General features: G+C 51.5%; 13 protein-coding genes. 11 read left to right on the top strand and 2 right to left on the bottom strand.

The annotated features are described in order from the left end of the window. Positions 1–10 precede the first annotated feature (10 nt). Positions 11–466 carry a ribosome maturation factor RimP gene (locus tag ACYQ8U_RS10430; protein WP_459945480.1) on the bottom strand — a complete coding sequence of 152 codons (456 nt, stop codon included), beginning with the start codon at positions 464–466 and terminating at the stop codon, positions 11–13. A gap of 621 nt (positions 467–1,087) precedes the next feature. On the opposite strand from ACYQ8U_RS10430, the gene ACYQ8U_RS10425 reads away from it, so the two are divergent. The 11 genes from ACYQ8U_RS10425 (at position 1,088) to ACYQ8U_RS10375 (ending at position 16,180) form a co-directional block, all read left to right on the top strand. Continuing rightward, on the top strand, positions 1,088–3,547 hold the full coding sequence (locus ACYQ8U_RS10425; protein WP_459945479.1) for a DNA topoisomerase III: 2,460 nt from the start codon (positions 1,088–1,090) through the stop codon (positions 3,545–3,547). A 30-nt stretch (positions 3,548–3,577) separates the two neighbouring features. Then, on the top strand, positions 3,578–3,976 hold the full coding sequence (gene rsfS / locus ACYQ8U_RS10420; RefSeq protein ID WP_459945478.1) for a ribosome silencing factor: 399 nt from the start codon (positions 3,578–3,580) through the stop codon (positions 3,974–3,976). Positions 3,977–4,012: 36 nt separating this feature from the next. After that, entirely contained in the window at positions 4,013–5,410 is a 1,398-nt protein-coding gene (gene thrC / locus ACYQ8U_RS10415) for a threonine synthase (RefSeq protein WP_459945477.1), read from the top strand. Between the two features lie 160 nt (positions 5,411–5,570). Beyond that, complete coding sequence (gene tatA / locus ACYQ8U_RS10410) at positions 5,571–5,762, top strand: twin-arginine translocase TatA/TatE family subunit (RefSeq protein ID WP_459945476.1); 192 nt, start codon at positions 5,571–5,573, stop codon at positions 5,760–5,762. 64 nt (positions 5,763–5,826) lie between these two features. Next, positions 5,827–6,081 (top strand): Sec-independent protein translocase subunit TatA/TatB, encoded by a 255-nt coding sequence (locus ACYQ8U_RS10405; protein ID WP_459945475.1) that lies wholly within the window; start codon positions 5,827–5,829, stop codon positions 6,079–6,081. A 396-nt stretch (positions 6,082–6,477) separates the two neighbouring features. Further along, positions 6,478–7,617: a class II glutamine amidotransferase domain-containing protein gene (locus tag ACYQ8U_RS10400; protein WP_459945474.1), complete on the top strand. Its 1,140-nt coding sequence runs from the start codon at positions 6,478–6,480 to the stop codon at positions 7,615–7,617. Then, positions 7,575–9,215, top strand: coding sequence for a glutamate synthase-related protein (locus ACYQ8U_RS10395; RefSeq protein WP_459945473.1), 1,641 nt, complete (start codon positions 7,575–7,577; stop codon positions 9,213–9,215). Before ACYQ8U_RS10400 ends, ACYQ8U_RS10395 begins: the two co-directional genes overlap by 43 nt. Before the next feature lie 74 nt (positions 9,216–9,289). Continuing rightward, a complete protein-coding gene (locus ACYQ8U_RS10390) occupies positions 9,290–11,650 on the top strand; it encodes an FAD-dependent oxidoreductase (protein WP_459945472.1) in 2,361 nt (786 codons plus the stop codon). 312 nt (positions 11,651–11,962) lie between these two features. Beyond that, complete coding sequence (locus ACYQ8U_RS10385) at positions 11,963–14,047, top strand: metallophosphoesterase (RefSeq protein ID WP_459945471.1); 2,085 nt, start codon at positions 11,963–11,965, stop codon at positions 14,045–14,047. Between the two features lie 165 nt (positions 14,048–14,212). Continuing rightward, on the top strand, positions 14,213–14,899 hold the full coding sequence (locus tag ACYQ8U_RS10380) for a TIGR00153 family protein (RefSeq protein ID WP_459945470.1): 687 nt from the start codon (positions 14,213–14,215) through the stop codon (positions 14,897–14,899). A 15-nt stretch (positions 14,900–14,914) separates the two neighbouring features. Continuing rightward, positions 14,915–16,180: an inorganic phosphate transporter gene (locus ACYQ8U_RS10375; protein ID WP_459945469.1), complete on the top strand. Its 1,266-nt coding sequence runs from the start codon at positions 14,915–14,917 to the stop codon at positions 16,178–16,180. 7 nt (positions 16,181–16,187) lie between these two features. On the opposite strand, the gene ACYQ8U_RS10370 is transcribed toward ACYQ8U_RS10375, so the two are convergent. Further along, positions 16,188–18,017, bottom strand: a complete 1,830-nt coding sequence (locus tag ACYQ8U_RS10370) for a penicillin-binding protein 1A (RefSeq protein WP_459945468.1) — start codon at positions 18,015–18,017, stop codon at positions 16,188–16,190. Between the last annotated feature and the right edge of the window lie 50 nt (positions 18,018–18,067).

The following is an 18,067-nucleotide window of genomic DNA, read 5'->3' as shown; positions in this document are numbered from 1 at the left end:
TCCCTTCTGCTTAAATTGCCAACCTGGCCTTGTTTATCTTCTCAAAAGAAAACTGTATGGAACGGCCGTCGTCGAGCCGTAAATATATCAGCTCATCTTCAATCTTTTCAATCGTGCCTTCGAACACCTTTTCGCCATCGATAGCTTCATGTACTTTAACCCTGGCCTTCCGGCCACAGTAACGAGTAAAATCGTCAACAGACCTCAGCGGTCTTTCCAGACCAGGAGAGGACACTTCTAAATGGTATGCATGATCGATGAAATCTTCCACATCAAGATAACGACCCAATTCACGGCTGACCTTGCTGCAGTCCTCAAGCGTCACACCCGCTTCCGAATCGATAAAAACGCGCAGGACCCAGCCGTGGCCTTCCCGGCGAAACTGAACATCAAAGAGTTCAAGCTCCATGGTCGGCAAGAGACCCTGCAGAAAATCCCGTAATTTATCGATTATCAATTCACTCATTACGTGTACCTCAGTTTCCTATGCCTTGCCATCTGGAAGAACAGATCTTTTTCATTGCAAAAAACCACCACGACCAATATGCGGGCATAAAAAAAAGCGGGCAAAGCCCACTTTCAAAACCGTCCCGCAACAAAAAAGCAACAGGAGGTATAGCCGATCAACTCAAGCCTTGATCAAAAAACCGGAACATGACCTTTTTGAAAATCCACCGGAAACAATACCTGAACATGGTGCAAAAAGAATTACACGGAGAAGAATCAACCACAAAATTGAGGTAATGTCAAGCCCAAAGGTGTTGCCGGTGTTTTACTAAGTGCAGAATCATGGCAACTTAGTTGCCGTTTTTTACCCTGTGGTTGTACCTCTGTTTCCTCTCGCTGTTTCAAATTCTATTTGACAAACACCAGTTGTGCCTTTATTTAAACGACTGTTCCGAGTGCCTTCCAACGTTGCATCGTTTACTGCGTCTCAGGTCAGCAGCAGCGATATCTCTGTGTAATGTTGTACAATATCACCCTCCCAAAGAAATATATTGTGCTGATACGTTAATGTACAACATCACATCACCCTTAACTCAGACCTGGTTGAACCGTTTCTTTAACTGGACCAATACTCGATTTCATGACAGAGAAAACTCTTATAATAGCAGAAAAACCCAGCGTTGCCGCCGATCTGGTTAAAGTGCTGCCCGGCAAATTCAAAAAGGAAAAAACCCACTTTGAAGGGGATAAGTACATCGTTTCCTATGCCATTGGTCATCTTGTCTCCATCTGTTACCCGGAAGAGATCGATCCGGCATATCAGAAATGGGATATGAACACCTTGCCGATCCTGCCGGAAACCTTTCCTCTCAAGGCCCTTGACGGCACGAAAGGGCAATTGAATGCGCTGCAGAAACTGATCCGCCGCAAAGACGTCACAGAGATCATCAACGCCTGCGATGCCGGCCGTGAAGGTGAATTGATTTTCAAATATATCATTAAATTTGTTTGGAACAATTCCGTCGCCAAAAAATCATTTAAACGTTTATGGCTGCAGTCAATGACCGTCGATGCGATTAAAAGTGCATTTGTTGCCTTGCGTGAAAATGAAGAACTGCAACCGCTGGAGGACACCGCACTGTGCCGGTCAGAATCAGATTGGCTGATAGGCATTAATGCGACAAGGGCACTGACCGGCTTCAATTCCCGCCGTGGCGGCTTTTTCCTTACTCCCTGCGGCCGGGTCCAGACACCGACACTTTCCCTGCTGGTCAAGCGCGAACGTGCTCGATACGAGTTTGTTTCTCGCCCGTATTGGAACCTGCTGGGGCACTTTACTTTCGACGACGATTCGTATGAGGGTAAATGGATAAACGAATCCTTTGTGAAAGATCCACAGGACCCCTATAAAAAAGCGGATCGAATCTGGCAAATCGAAGATGCCGATGCCATTATAGCAAAGTGTACCGGCAAACCGGCTACGATACAGGAAGAGAGTAAAAGGACCTCGCAAAGTTCGCCGCAGCTCTACGATTTAACGTCACTGCAGCGCGAGGCCAATTCCCGGTTTGGCTTTTCGGCGAAGAACACTTTGGGCCTCGCCCAGACACTGTACGAACGACATAAGGTATTGACCTATCCCCGTACCGACAGTAAACATCTTCCTGAAGACTATATCCCTACCGTTAAAAATACCCTGAAGAGCCAACTTGACTGGAAGCTTGGTAAATTTGCCAGGCAGGCGCTGGATAAAAATTATGTCCAGCCGAACACACGTATTTTCAATAATGCCAAGATCTCTGATCACCACGCCATTATCCCCACCACTCTTCTGCCGACCAATCTCTCGGAACCCGAATTGAAGATCTACCAGATGGTGACACAGCGTTTTCTGGCGGTATTTTTTCCACCGGCCGAATTCCAGAACACCAAACGGTATTCGTACGTGCAGGAAGAGATCTTTCTCACCGAAGGAAAGATATTACTTGAGGCCGGCTGGAAGGCCATTTACGGCACGGTCGGCGGCGACGGTCAGGACAAAATCCTCGCCCCGGTGCCCAAAAACGCAGCGATCATCTGCCGCACTATAGACAAAGAGGACCAGGAGACTAAACCCCCGGCGCGATTCAACGAGGCGACCTTGCTCTCGGCGATGGAAAACTCCGACAAATTGGTTGAAGATGATGAGCTCGCCGATGCGATGAAGGAACGGGGCCTCGGCACCCCCGCCACCAGAGCCGCCATAATTGAAAAGCTTATCAAAGAAAAATATGTCGTTCGAGAAGGCAAGGATCTTACCCCTACCGGCAAGGCCTTTGAACTGCTGGCTCTGCTGGAGGCCATGAAAATTGAGGTGCTGGCCTCCCCGGAAATGACCGGCGAATGGGAATTCAAGCTCAACCAGATCCTCAAAGGTGAATTCACCCGCGATAAATTCATGGAGGAGATCAGGTCGATGACCCGGCACATCATCGAGCAGGTGAAAAATTTTGAAAGCGACGAAGTGCGCCAGGAGGCGCCTTTCAGCCCGGTCAACAACATCCGTATTTTCACCTCCCCGACCGCCTATATCTCGGAAGACCAGAAAATAAGTATTCGAAAAATACTCGGAGGTCGCATGCTGTCCGAGGCCGACGTCGTCGCCCTGCTGAAAGGTGAGACCATCGGACCTTTCAGTGATTTCAGATCTAAAAAAGGCAAACCTTTTACTGCCTCGGTTCGACTTGCCGAAAATAAAATTGAGTTTATGTTTGCAGATTCAAACGCCGATCTCGATATTGATGCCATAAAACAGAGTCCTTCTTTAGGTACTTCGCCGATCGATGACACGAAGGTCTTTGCCACGCCAATGGCCTTTATGTCCGAATCCGCTCTCAACGGAGATGAGAAAGGGCTAAAAATCAGTAGAATAATTCTTTCCAAGGAGATAACAGAAGAGAATATCAGACAGCTTCTCTCGCAAGGCAGGACCGAATTGATCGAAGGTTTTATCTCAAAAAAAAGAAGGCCGTTTGATGCCTATCTGGTTCTTGCAAAAAATGGTAAAGTAACTTTTGAATTTCCGCCAAGGAAATCAAAACAAAAGGAACAAAAAAATTGACAGCCCTGAAAGAAAAGGGAACAAATAATTATGAGACAAATAAAAAAAGAGTATCAAAACTTGAGCGGCCTCGAATTGGCACAAATCTGTGCCAAGGCAGCGCTGGACACGAAAGCTGAAGATTTGCTTATCCTGGATGTACGTGGTCTGACTTCCTTCACGGAATATTTTTTAATCATGAATGGAAAATCAACTCGGCACGTCCAGGCCCTGGCCGAAACAATCGAGGCGCATTTACGGTCAAAGCGAATAAAATCAAGCAGCGCGGAAGGCCTCCGGGAGGGCATGTGGGTCCTTCTCGATTTTGATGATGTTGTCGTCCATATTTTTTACCATGAACAGCGGAAATTTTACGACCTGGAGGGACTCTGGTCTGAAGGTAAGCGTATAGAGATAGAACCCTCACCCGAAGCCATAGACCTCCGGTAAGAATCTGTTGACAACAAATGAGAAAATACTAGGATTATGCAATACTTAAGCACGAGGGGAGGAATTTCCCCCATTCTTTTTACCGAAGCCGTCATGATGGGACTGGCTGAAGATGGCGGCTTGCTGCTGCCCCGCACCATTCCGCGAATCGGCAGTGACACTCTGAATTCCTGGCAAAAACTGAGTTATGCCGAACTGGCTTTCGAGGTCATGTCACGATTCGTCGACGACATTCCCGTCAGCGACCTGAAAAAGATCATCAACCGCTCCTACACGACCTTTAAAGCCGAGGAAGTCACCCCTCTCGTGCACAAGGGAGATCTGCATATTCTTGAACTGTTCCATGGCCCGACACTGGCTTTCAAAGATGTGGCCCTGCAGTTTCTCGGTAACCTTTTCGAGTATCTGCTGGAGAAAAAACAGTCGGTTCTCAATATCCTCGGCGCAACTTCCGGGGATACCGGATCCGCAGCGATCTACGGCGTTCGCGGCAAGGAAAGGATGAATATTTTTATCCTGCATCCGCACCAACGGGTAAGCCTGATTCAGGAAAAACAGATGACCACGGTACTCGACGCCAATGTCTTCAATATTGCCATCCGTGGCTCCTTTGACGATGGCCAGACCATCATCAAGAAAATATTCAGCGATATTGAATTCAAAAACAGGTACCACCTCGGGGCAATCAATTCGATAAACTGGGCCCGGGTCCTCGCCCAGGTTGTCTACTTCGTCCACAGTTGCCTGCATGTGATCAAGCATGAAAAGGATTCATCCGTTGATTTTTCCATTCCAACCGGTAACTTCGGTGACATCTTCGCCGGATTTATTGCCAGGAAAATGCTTCCCGCCGGAACCATACGTCAGCTGGTGCTGGCGACTAACGACAATGACATCCTGAGTCGATTTGTCAATAAAGGCGATTACTCGCTGGGCGAGGTTAAAATCACCTCAAGCCCGTCTATGGATATCCAGGCCGCCTCTAATTTTGAGCGCTATCTTTTTTATCTCATGGACAGCGATACAGCTCGTACCCGTGACCTGATGGAAGAATTCGCTGCCAACGGTAAAATTGATCTCTCCGGCTACCAGGATCAGATTCGCCGGGATTTTGTGGCTGTATCTATCTCCGAAGCTGCTGTTTCCGAAACCATTGCCTCGTTTTACAAACAGCATGACTATATCCTCGACCCGCATACGGCAGTCGGGGTAAAAGCCGCACAACAGTGCAAGACAGTCGGGGTGCCCATGATTTGCCTGGCCACCGCCCATCCGGCCAAATTCAGCACAGTGGTCGAAGCAGCCATCGGCACCGCTCCCTCTATCCCGGAGTGCCTCATCGACATTACCGACAAACCCGCCCGCTGCGAACTTATGGAGGCCGACATGAAAAAAATTCAGGAATTTGTTGCAAAAAATGCCCTGCGATTATAGGGCGGTGCTGTTTCATCGCTGAAGATCCATCGCCGAATTGATGCGAACCTTGACAAGTGCAGGTGACTACTCTAATGTCATGTGCATGAGGATATTTCCAACGAGCTTTCAAAAGAAAGAAACTTCGGTTTATTCATAGAATTTTTGACGAGGTACATATATGTTTGGACTAGGAATGCCGGAACTGATCGTTATTCTTGTAATAATAGTAATCATCTTTGGCGCTGGCAAACTCCCGGAAATAGGTTCGGGCATTGGAAAAGGGATCAAAAACTTCAAAGAAGCCACCAAAAAAGAAGATGATCCGAAAAAAATAAACGAAGAAGAAAAAGAACACGACAACAAAGCCTGATAAGGCGTTTTTATTAAAATCACTGCTTGTCAGGGACAACATGCGGTAATTGGAGGAGAGCACAATGTTTGGTCTTGGAACCCCGGAACTTATAGTCATCTTAGGCATTGCCTTTCTCGTTTTTGGCGGAAAAAAGCTCCCGGAAATCGGTGCCGGCCTGGGTAAAGCGATCAGTTCATTCAAAAATGGACTGCGCGATGTTGAAGAAGGCGGTAAAGAAATTATCAATGATATCCCAGGAGTTAAGGAAGCAGCAGAGGTCAAACAGCAGGTTGACCAGGTAAAAAACTTCGGCAAGATGGAAAATATTCTCAAATAACTGGTCACTTTTCCTCCTCCCTTTCTCCCCTTTCCCTTCTTTAAAGCCATACGGCAGCATCCGCAACACTGCGGATCTGCCGTATTTTTTTACTGTTTTTTAACAGTACAACGTCTTCCCGCTGCCCCTGATTGATCTGCCGTTTTTTCTCAACGCCCCCTCTTTTTCGCCCTGCGCAGGGTTACTTTATCAAGGATTACTGCCGCAAGCACCCTGGAACAGGCGTATTTTATCCTTTAAGCAATATTCTTGACTTTTTTGTTATAACTAGATAAATAAAATGATCTGTTCATACGTTTTTGTCTTTGTTTATCCAGCAGGAATCCCAGCAGATCTGCATCCGACAGACGTTTATCTGAGCCAATAACCTATTTTCACAAGCATCAGGAGAAAGACATGTGTCGTTTAGCCCTGAAGACCGCCAATGAACCCTTTTCGCCGTATGAGGTTCTCACGGCGATGGAAGCCATGCAGGAAGGGTACGATGGATCCGGACTCGGTCTGCTGCTCCGCGGTATGGAGTTTGCAGATTTTAAGTATGATCCAAGATTCCCGATTCTGTCGGGAATTGCCCATACGGAGAGAGCATGGAAACGGCTTACCGAATACATGGAAAAACAGGGGTATGAATTGAAATACGACCACCGTTTTCACATGCAACCGGAGCTGATTGAGGCGGCAGACCGCCATCGCTATTTCCTCCGGGCCTACAGGATGCCGGTTGCCTTCCGGGATCAAAGCGACGAAGTAAGAGAGGCGGAGATGCTGCGCACCCGCCTGGCCCTCAGAAACCTCGACACAGAGGAAGACCATATTACCATCTTCTCATTTTTTCCGGATGTTGCCATGATCAAGGAGGTAGGCTGGCCAATGCAGATCGGCGACGCCCTCTGTCTCCACGACGGCCAGATAAAATCCCGTGTCTGCATGGCCCAGGGCCGGCAGAACACCAACTATGGGATCAACCTCTATGCCTGCCATCCCTTCTTTATTCAGGGCATATCGACCATGACCAATGGCGAGAACACCGCTTTTGTCCCCATTCGTGACTGGCTGGTCGGCAAAAAATTCCCCGGTTATACCGGATACCAGAGTGACAGTGAGGTCTTTACCCACATTCTCCACTACACCTTGAAAAAACTGAAACTTCCTTTGCAGGCATACAAACATATTATCACACCGCTCAGTAAGACCGAACTGGCGGAACATCCCCAGGGAGAATTTCTCGCCGGATTACGCCAGGTGTGTAAACGGTTGATCATTGATGGCCCGAACGCGGTTATCGGTACGCTGCCCGACGAAACATGCCTGCTGGTCATGGACCAGAAAAAACTGCGGCCGGCAACGGTTGGCGGTCGAGAGGGAGCCTGGGCTATTGCCTCCGAGATCTGCGGCGTCGATGCCATGGTGCCGGATCGAGACCCCTCTCTCGATTTTCAACCGATGCGTGAACATACAGTTATCATCCCCCCACATAGAAAGGAATTAGAAATATGGTCTCAGTACGATCCGTTTCCATTACCCCTAGCAGCCTGACCAGAACAGATCTGCCCTGGATTATTGAACACCGGGAAGACAGGTGTACCCTGTGCGGCCATTGCACTGCGGTTTGCCCGAAAGAGGCGATCCGGCTGGCGCATATGCGGCAGAGAGTGCCAAAACTCGATGTCTTTAATACCAAGCGCGGCAACGATTACCGGACCTTTACCGGTATCCGTCAGGAAACTGATCCAGCCAAACTCTGTATCGGCTGCGGCATGTGTTCGATGGTCTGTCCCAATGAGGCGATAACCCCGGTCCCCGGCACCAACGAAAACCGCACGGTCTTCTTTGACAACCGCAAGGGTGAGCCGATGAAACGGGGCGGCCGCAGAAACAGCAGCGGGCCAACCCTGCTTGACCGGATCATGTTTAACCGGATCTCCATGCTTACCGATCCGGCGCTCGATGCCGGCAGACATGAGTTCAATGTCACCACGACGCTCGGCCGGATACTCTCCCCGGAAGATTTCCTCGCCCGTACCTTAGATGGCGGCTGGATTCCCGCCACCCGCGAGATATTTCCTTTTATCATCGGCTCCATGTCTTTTGGCGCTCTGTCGCCGAATATGTGGCTCGGCCTGCTCCAGGGCGTCGCCTACTGCAACGAAGTTCTCGGCATCCCCGTCGTCATGTGTACCGGAGAAGGCGGCTGTCCGCCCTGGGTACTCAGGAGCCCGTACCTGAAATATATCATCCTGCAGATTGCCTCCGGCTATTTCGGCTGGGATGAAATCATTCGGGCAATTCCGGACATGCAGTGCGATCCCGCCGCAATCGAGATTAAATACGGCCAGGGCGCGAAACCAGGCGATGGCGGCCTGCTCATGTGGTACAAGGTTTCCAAGCTGATCGCCCGCCTGCGTGGTGTCCCCGAGGGAGTGGACCTGCCGTCGCCGCCGGTGCACCAGACCCTCTACTCCATCGAAGAAAGCGTCATGAAGATGATGCAGACCCTTTCCACTGCCTTTGTCCATAAGGTGCCGGTCTATCCGAAGATCTCCGCTTCGACCTCGGCCAAATCCGTTCTCAACAACCTGGTCCGCAACCCCTATGCCGGAGGCCTGATGATCGATGGTATCGACGGGGGTACCGGTGCGGCCTACAACGTGTCGATGGATGCCACCGGCCACCCGATCGCCTCCTGCGTCCGGGATTGCTATCTCGATCTTGCCGCCCAGGGCAAGCAGAATGAAATTCCGATCTTCGCCGCCGGCGGCATCGGCAAAAACGGCAACGTTGCCCAGAACGGCATGGCGATGGTCATGCTCGGCGCCTCCGGGGTGCATATCGGCAAGTATATCATGCAGGCTGCCGCCGGCTGTCTGGGGAACGAGAAGAACCGCTGCAACGTCTGCAATCTCGGCATATGCCCAAAGGGTATCACCAGCCAGAATGCCAAGCTGTATCGCCGGCTCGATCCCGACAAGGTGGCCGAACGGGTGGCCGATGTCTTTATGTCCATTAACACCGAGGTCAAAAAGATAATGGCGCCGCTGGGAAGATCCCAGAGTTTACCGATCGGCATGTCCGACGCCATCGGTATTGCCGACCAGGCGGCTGCGGACAGACTGCAGATCAGGTACATCTGCTAGACGACAAGAGAATTTAAAAGGATGGCCGGAAGAAAAACAAAAGCCTTCCGCACATCTGTTATAAGGAGTTTCCAGTGGCTACTACAGTTGTAAAAGGTCGAAATGAAAAAGGTGCGCGCATCGGTTCGATGGAGTTTGAGAAAATGGTGCGGCGGGCGGCAGCTGCGTCGTCCGACCTTACCCTCGAATCTTTCGGTCAACACAATATCGGTATTCGACTGCAGAGGGAAGAGGGACTGAAAATCACCGTCCAAGGCCCTTCCGGACAGCGGCTCGGTGCGATGGGTATGCCCGGCACGACAATTATTTGTGAGGGTGCGAGTTCCGATGACGTCGGATATCTGAACATTGGCGCGGAAATAGCCGTTCTCGGTGATGCGACCAATGGCGTGTGCAATGCCATGGCCAACGGCAAAGTCTTCATCGGCGGTTCCATCGGCGCCCGTGGTCTGACCATGACCAAATGGAACCCGGAGTACCAACGACCGGAACTCTGGGTCCTCGGGTCGACTGGCGACTCCTTCGCCGAGTTCAATTGCGGCGGCATAGCCGTGGTCTGCGGCATCAATGCGAAAAACCCGGCCAATGTTCTCGGCTACCGGCCCTGTGTCGGAATGGTTGGCGGCATTATCTATTTCCGCGGCAAGACAGATAATTCATTTTCCAAAACGAACGCGAAAATGACCGTCCCGGACGATGAACAGTGGCAATGGCTCACGGAGAACATCGGTGACTATCTGGCCAAAATCCGCCGCTCCGATCTCCTGGAAACCCTGACCAGGCGGGAAGAATGGCAGGTGCTTATGCCGATCACCCCCCAGGAAAGGGCGCTGATGTTTGCCGGCCCGATGCCGATGGCCGAGTTCAGAAACGAGCACTGGAACAAGGCCTTTGGCGGTGATCCCTTACGGGATCTGGCGCCTGGCCTTGACCGCAGTGTCATCGACACCATTGTCACCGATGACCTGCGTCGAAAAAAACCCTACTGGGCCAACTGTGAGTCGGCGGCCCCCTGTACCTACTACTGTCCGGTACATATACCGACGGTAGACAGATTACGGCTTATCCGCGAGGGCCGGATCGATGAAGCCTATGAAATGCTTCTTCGCTATACACCTTTGCCGGCCTCGGTCTGCGGGGCGGTTTGCCCTAATCTCTGTATGGAAAACTGTTCCCGTCGGGGAGTCGATGAGCCGATTGATGTCCAGGTTCTCGGCCGGTCGGTGAATGCTGTCGCAGCACCTGCGCCAGCCAAGCCTCTTGGCAAAAAGGTGGCCGTCATCGGTGGCGGTCCGGCCGGGATGAATGTGGCCTGGCAACTGGCTCTGGCCGGCATCGAAGCGCATATCTTTGAGCAGGACAACAAACTCGGCGGCAAGCTCGCCCAGGTCATTCCCTGGGAACGTCTATCTCAGGCCATCTGGGACCAGGAAATGAAGCGATTCCTGGAAACGCCGAACATTTTCATCAATCTCGGCGTGGCAATGACCAAAGAAAAGTTTGCCGCATTGCAAAAAGAATTCGACTATGTGGTCGTGGCGGTCGGAACCCATGTTCCCCGAAAATTAACCTTCCCGGGAAGCGAGAAGGTGTTTACCGCGCTTGATTTTCTCATAAAGGCCAAAACCGACACGCCGATGTCTGTCGGCCGGGAGGTGGTTGTAATCGGTGCCGGTAACGTCGGTTGCGATGTCGCCTGCGAAGCATACCGTCTTGGCGCGGAGCATGTGACCCTGGTTGATATCCAAAAACCTCTCGCTTTTGGTAAAGAAAAGGAAGCCGCCGAGGCACTTGGCGCTCAATTCACCTGGCCGGTCGTCACCAGGGAGGTGACCGAAGAGGGGCTTTGGACCACGGAAGGCAAACTGATTCCGGCGCAGACCGTCATTATTTCCATTGGTGATATTCCCGCCCTCTCCTTTCTCCCGGAAACAATCGAGACCATCACCGTTGGCGGAGCGGCCTGGGTGACCACGGACAAGGCCCATCTCACCTCGGACGCCAAGGTCCTCGCGGTCGGCGATGTCGAAAGACCCGGTCTGGCCACCCATGCACTGGGTGCCGGCAAAACTGCCGCAGACTACATCATTGCCGATTGTCAGGGTCTTGACTGGAAACCTTTTGATAAACAGGTCATCCCCCAGAAGGCTCTGACTATCACCCATTACATTCCCGTCGAGGTCGGCAACACGGAAACGGACCAGGCCAATCGGTGCCTCTCCTGTGCCTCCTGCCGCGACTGCCATCTCTGTGAAACGATCTGTCCCACCGGGGCCATCAGTCGAAGAGAGCTCGAATTCGGCTCAAGGAGCGGTGGCTCTGCGTCTGGTTTGGAAAATGACTATGAATATGTTTCAGACGATAAAAAATGTATCGCCTGCGGCTTCTGTGCCGACACCTGCCCTTGCGGTATCTGGACTATGAACGCTTTTTAAAGGTACCTGTAGTTTATCGTTTCTCCAGACACATGCCCTTTGTCCCTCAGGCCAAAGGGCATAGGCATGTGCCCTTGTCTGCGGATAAGACAAATGGACACTTCATAACTGGCGCTGTCTCTCTCAGACGGCAGCTGCCTTCAAGAGTTTTCTCTTAGAAATTCATGGACTTTCTTTTCAGGGAGTCTGGGTGTATACTCGCATAAAAGTTGGTATATTTCTCCCCTGCTCATGACACTCTTCTAGAGGTTGTCTCCAGGTTATGCGGAGCACTATGCCCTTACCGTCCAAATCTTCGATACCTCTTTTGGAATGCACTCCGACCCTCTGAAAAAAATTCTTGAACCGATCAAGGAATTACAAAACATTCGCGGCGTCGATCTGCCCATTGGTCTGGAATTTCTGCAACTTATCGTCACCGGCCCTCCGGGGGCCGGAAAATCGTATTATATTGAACAGATACGTGGATGGCCCAATGAGGGTTATCTCGACCTGACCCAGCAAGGCTGGTGGAAGGATCAATCTTTGGTCTTTCGCCCCCGCGAGGTTCACCTCGGACTGCCCTTTCATGGCTTTAAGGAGGCGCTGACGGTCTTTGATAAAGAGTGGTTACACAGTATGACTCCTCTCGAATTGGACTGTAGTCGGATAAAAATTCCACCTCTGAAAAAAAACTTTCTGCAAACCAACTGGCGCGACAGATATATCTTTGAGTTTCTCATTCCAAGCCCGACAACCATCTACCAGCAGCGGGTCGCCCGTCAGAGTCAGGGCTATTTCCCCGTCGACGAAAAACTCAGCCTCGAGATGGTACGACAACAGGTGGCGGTGTACCGAGAGGTCGCCCTCTATCTGCACCGGGCCGGCATCAATGTCTATATACGAAAAAGTCTCACCAAACCGCCGATGCGCATCGCCGAGAAAGGCGTGACCAGCGTCCCTCGCTGGACCTTGGACCAGACACTGAAACGACCCAGCCTGAGGAGCATCAGGGGCTGGAAATGGCTTTTTCGCCGGCACTATCCAATCCAATGGCTGATCCTCGGCAGCAGGCCGCAACCACTGACATCCGCAGGAAGAGTTGCCCATGACGGAAAATGCTTTGAACTGACCGTTGGCGACATACAATTGCGCTTTCAGCCGGAAATAGCCCTTGGCGTAAAGAGGAAAGCCGCCCACAAAAACTGGATCATCAATACCGAACAGGGCTGTTCCAGCAGAAATATACATGGTTTTGTCCGAATTCGCGTGGGGGAGACCATAGTTCTGGGCCATACTAACGACCAGTACAGTGAGCTGTTCCACTTCAACGATTCCGTGGCTAAACGACACGTGAGTATTACCAATAGAAGAGGAGATCTCATCCTCACTCCCTTGAGTTCCGACCGAGAAACAAAAATCGTCCGACTCGATGATCTCGACTACCGGGAACGCCTGGAGCGGGGCAGGCTGAACGCTCTGCTTGAGATTCGCCGGATCTACGGCCAAAAAATTGCCCCCCTGCCTCCAGACCGAGCCCTGCAGACCATACAGGCAGTTAATGGCTTGCTCCGCAACGATCCGTTTCGCCCGAAAAACAAGGCCGGCAACCCCGGCGGCTTGGTGGAAATTACCAATAAGGCCACCCCGGTGATTGTCGGCGACCTGCATGCCCAGGTCGACAATTTCCTGAAGATTCTCAGCGAGAACTGCCTGCTCAGTTGTCTGCGCATGAAAACGGCAAATCTCATCATCCTCGGCGATGCAACCCATTCGGAAAACGCCGGCGAGATGGACAAATTCGACACCTCAATGCTTATCATGGATTTGATTTTTCAATTAAAACTCAAATTTCCCGACAATGTCTTCTACATCCGGGGCAACCATGACGACTTTGATCCGGAAATCGTCAAACACGGCGTCCCTCAAGGGGCTCTCTTCAGGGAGACGCTCCTGAAATATCGCGGCCCGGCATATGTTGAGGAGATGCAAATTTTCTACAACTGCTTGCCGTATATCATCTGCTCCGATAGTTTTATTGCCTGCCATGCCGGCCCTCCCCGGGGAATTTTCACCAAGGAGGATCTGATCAATATTGTTGACAATGACAAGCTGGCACGAGAGCTGTCAAACAACCGGCTGCAACTGCCGAATCACCCGGCAGGGTACACGAAGAGGGATGTGAAAAACCTGAGAAAATGCCTTGATCGATCGCCAAAGACCAGAGTCGTTGCCGGCCACACCCCAATGGACCCCTTCGGCAGTTTTTGGCTGCATGCCGGCGCGATCAAAAACCACCACATTATTTATAGTGCACATACCGCAGGACCAAGCGTCCTAATTCAGACCGGCAACAGGTTTATGCCGATAACCTTTCCGGCGGAACCACTCACCGATCTGATCAATGCTTTGAAATAACGATTGACTTTCCTGGTAAACCTTGTAATGAAGCTGTCAAATCAAACACTATCCTCATGGTACGCCGATAGTAAAACGGCTCATGCACCCCCGCTTTGCAACCGTTCATTTTATCGACACAAACGTACTCAAAGGGATACATTGAGCACAGGAGGTTGAAGCATCATGCCCATAATGTCCAATCGTCATCTTTCCGGACTCCTTCGCGGGTCACCCTTTAAACCGATACAGGAGCACATGAGGAAGGTTTTCTCCTGTGTCTGTCTGATTCCCCCGCTCTTTGATGCCGTTTACCGGGAAGACAACACGCAGGTGTTTGAATTTGCCACACAAATAAAAGAGCTCGAGACCGAGGCCGACAAACTGAAATCGACCTTCCGTTTGAACATGCCGAAATCTCTTTTTCTCCCCGTTGACCGCAAGGATCTTCTCAGCCTCATCGGCGACCAGGACAAGATCGCCGACACCGCGGAAGATATCGCTAAAACCTTTCTCTTCCGGGAAATGGTGGTCCCCGAGCAACTCAAGCCGCTGCTGGATGAGCTTTTAGAAGGCACAATAGAGATTGCCGCCGCTGCCAGGGAGATGATCGAACAGCTCGATGAGCTGCTTGAAGTGGGCTTTGCCGGCCGGGAACTCGAAAAAGTATCAAAAATGATTGCCGGAGTTCGCCGAAGCGAGCATAACATCGATGGGATTATGCACCGGATCAAAAAGAAACTGTTTTCCCTGGAAAAAGACCTTGATGCGGTTTCGGTCATGTTCTGGTACCAGATCATTGATCTGCTTGGACTCATTTCCGATCAATCAGAAAATCTAGCCGATCGACTGCTTCTTTTTCTTTCTAAATAATAGACGAGGATTCCAATGGAAATCATTGCTGCATATGGAACCGCCATGATGATTCTGGCAGTTATTTTCGGTCTCTATATGACCTGGGGAATCGGCGCGAACGATCTGGCCAATGCCATGGGCACATCGGTCGGTGCCGGCGCCGTATCGGTCAAGCAGGCTATCATTATCGCCATGGTTTTTGAGTTTCTCGGTGCCGTCCTCGCCGGGGGCCACGTTACTTCAACCATCAGGAAAGGGATCATCGATCCGAGTAAAATTATCAACAATCCGGAAATTCTCATCTATGGCATGCTGGCTTCCCTGCTTGCCGCGGCGGTATGGTTGATGATCGCCTCCGCCAAGGGCTGGCCGGTGTCCACCACCCATTCTATTGTCGGCGCCCTTATCGGCTTTGCCATAGTCGGTATCAGTCCCGAAGCAGTGAAGTGGGGCAAGGTCGGCAGTGTGGTCATGAGCTGGATAGTCTCTCCGGTTGTCGGTGGTACTTTTTCTTTTTTGCTGGTGATGAGCACGAGAAAACTCATATTCAACACCGACACTCCCCTTAAAAATGCCAAGAAATATGCCCCGATGTATATTTTCCTGGTAGGATTTTTTATCTCCCTGGTCACTCTCTTTAAAGGGCTCAGTCATCTGCATCTGGAACTTACCACCATCGAAAGCTTCATTGTCGCAACCCTTTTCGGGTTACTGACGGCAACCATCGGCTGGTCATTTATCCGCAAGGTCAAGGACGATCCAAGTGCGAATAAATCGTTCAGCTATGCCAGCGTGGAAAAAGTTTTCACGCCCATGATGCTCTTTACTGCCTGCTCCATGGCCTTTGCCCACGGTTCAAACGATGTGGCCAACGGCATCGGGCCCCTTGCGGCCGTTTATAGTATTATCAGTTCCGGTGGAGAGGTTATGCAGACATCGGCCACGCCTCTATGGATTCTTCTGCTTGGTGGTGGCGGTATTGTCCTTGGCCTGATCACCCTTGGTTACAGGGTTATGTTGACCGTTGGTAAAAAAATTACCGAGCTTACCCCGTCCCGCGGCTTCTGTGCCGAACTAGCGGCGGCGATGACCGTGGTTATTGCCTCCCGTACGGGTCTGCCGGTCTCCACTACCCATATTCTTGTCGGGGCGGTGCTCGGAGTAGGCCTGGCACGTGGCATCGGAGCACTTGACCTGAGAGTCGTTCTGAACATCATCGTCTCCTGGCTGGTCACCCTCCCCGCCGGAGCCCTCATGGCAATGCTCTTTTTCTTTACCTTAAAAGGCATCTTTAGCTGAAAGAAAATCAATTTTTCCCAACGGCCAACATGAAATCACGCCAGACTGGCACCGCTGTCGAACCGCCGCTTTCGTGCTTGCCCATGGATTGATTGCGGTCATTGCCGAGCCATATGCCAGTTGTGTACCGTGCATCATAACCTACAAACCAGGCATCACGGTTTTCATCGGTCGTCCCGGTCTTCCCGCCCCTGATTCCAGGCACATCGGCAGCCTTTTTGCCTGTACCGCTGGTCACCACCCCTTTGAGCATAGAGCGCATTTGCCCCATCACCTGCGCTCCGGCAACCATCTGTCGATGTCTTTGATTTTCCGGATACATAACGCTGCCATCGGCCAGGACAATTTTACCGATAAAGGACGGCTTGGTAAAACTACCGTCTCCGGCAAAGGGGGTATAGGCGGCAGTCATCTCCAGCAGTGTTACATCCGCCGACCCGAGTGCAAGCGAGAGATCCGCCGGCAGTTTCGCGGTAAATCCTGCTTTCCGAGCAATTTCATGCACCTCTTTAGTGCCGGTTTTCTGCATGATGCGTACGGTTGCCGCATTGAGGGAATGCGCCAGGGCATCGGCCAGTGTCGTCTGCCCATGGTACTTACCGCCGTAATTCTTTGGACTCCAGCTTTTCCCGTTCCTGCCGGTGATAGTGATAGGGCTGTCGTCGATCGGCGAATGCAGGGACCATCCCTGTTTTAATGCCGCGGCAAAAACAAAAGGTTTAAAGGTCGACCCTGCAGGTCTTAAGGCCTGGCTCGCCCGATCAAAGGGAGATTTTTTGAAGGAAGTACCGCCGACCAAGGCTCTCACCCGCGCCGGTGCTGTTTCAATGCACACCAGACCGCCCTGGGGAACAGCGCCGATGGAATTCCCTGTCAAGGTCTGCCGACTCAGGCTCGCTCTCACTCCGCTGCGTATCGCCGCAAGTCCCTGGGCCTGGATCCTCGTATCAAGATGGGTATATATCCTGGCCCCGGCCGTCTGCAGCGGTCTGTGCAGGAGTTCACGAGCCTGCTTTTTGACCACCTCGAGATAATAGCCATTTTCGTCGGTAGCCTGCTGGCTGCGAGAATTTAAGGTAATGACTTCAGCATAAGCGTTTTTGGCCGCATCCGCAGTGACATAACCGTCTGCCGCCATCCGGTTGAGAACATATTTCTGCCGTTCCACCGCCCGGTCGAGATGGTCAAAAAGTGAGTATCGACTCGGTGCCTGGGGCAAACCGGCCAGCAGGGCACATTCACCAAGATGGAGACTTTTCGCACTTTTATCAAAATAGATCTGCGCGGCCGCCTCAACCCCATGGGCCCCTTCGCCAAGATAGATCTGATTGAGATAGATGAAGAGGATCTCTTCCTTGCTGAGCAGCTTGTCAATCCGCCAGGCAAGGATGGCTTCCTTAAATTTCCGGACATAGGTCTTTTCCGGCGTCAACAGTAATGACTTGGCGACCTGCTGGGTGATGGTCGACCCGCCCTGGCTTCTCGCTCCGTCACGAAAGTTATTGATTGCCGCGCGCAGAACAGAAAAAAAATCCAGCCCGGGATGTTCATAGAAGCGACCATCCTCGGCGGCAACAAAGGCCTTCGCCAGAAAGGGTGACATTTTCGCCAGAGGTATTACCGTTCTGTTTTCGGTAAACATTCGCTCGACGATCCGGCCCTGACTGTCGTAAATGATGCTCGCCTGGGCAGGTTGATATTCGGCAACCGAACTGATATCGGGCATCCGCAGGCTGATGAGGAGAAACAGCAGACTGCCCAGAAATGCCGTCTGCAGCAGACAGATGATGATCAGGAAAATCGAGATGTGTTTTTCGGTATAGATTCTCCGGCGCACAGCAGGCCTTCGGGCCGGACTCTTGTCAGTTCTCGTAGGTTTAGGGGGTG

The organism is Desulfocastanea catecholica (assembly GCF_054657295.1).
This window is presented reverse-complemented; position numbering and strand designations above follow the sequence as displayed.

Coding starts and splice junctions, on each gene's coding strand:
- ACYQ8U_RS10430 (WP_459945480.1), bottom strand. CDS start 466: ATGAGTGAATTGATAATCGATAAATTACGGGATTTTCTGCAGGGTCTC.
- ACYQ8U_RS10425 (WP_459945479.1), top strand. CDS start 1,088: ATGACAGAGAAAACTCTTATAATAGCAGAAAAACCCAGCGTTGCCGCC.
- rsfS (WP_459945478.1), top strand. CDS start 3,578: ATGAGACAAATAAAAAAAGAGTATCAAAACTTGAGCGGCCTCGAATTG.
- thrC (WP_459945477.1), top strand. CDS start 4,013: ATGCAATACTTAAGCACGAGGGGAGGAATTTCCCCCATTCTTTTTACC.
- tatA (WP_459945476.1), top strand. CDS start 5,571: ATGTTTGGACTAGGAATGCCGGAACTGATCGTTATTCTTGTAATAATA.
- ACYQ8U_RS10405 (WP_459945475.1), top strand. CDS start 5,827: ATGTTTGGTCTTGGAACCCCGGAACTTATAGTCATCTTAGGCATTGCC.
- ACYQ8U_RS10400 (WP_459945474.1), top strand. CDS start 6,478: ATGTGTCGTTTAGCCCTGAAGACCGCCAATGAACCCTTTTCGCCGTAT.
- ACYQ8U_RS10395 (WP_459945473.1), top strand. CDS start 7,575: ATGGTCTCAGTACGATCCGTTTCCATTACCCCTAGCAGCCTGACCAGA.
- ACYQ8U_RS10385 (WP_459945471.1), top strand. CDS start 11,963: ATGCACTCCGACCCTCTGAAAAAAATTCTTGAACCGATCAAGGAATTA.
- ACYQ8U_RS10380 (WP_459945470.1), top strand. CDS start 14,213: ATGCCCATAATGTCCAATCGTCATCTTTCCGGACTCCTTCGCGGGTCA.
- ACYQ8U_RS10375 (WP_459945469.1), top strand. CDS start 14,915: ATGGAAATCATTGCTGCATATGGAACCGCCATGATGATTCTGGCAGTT.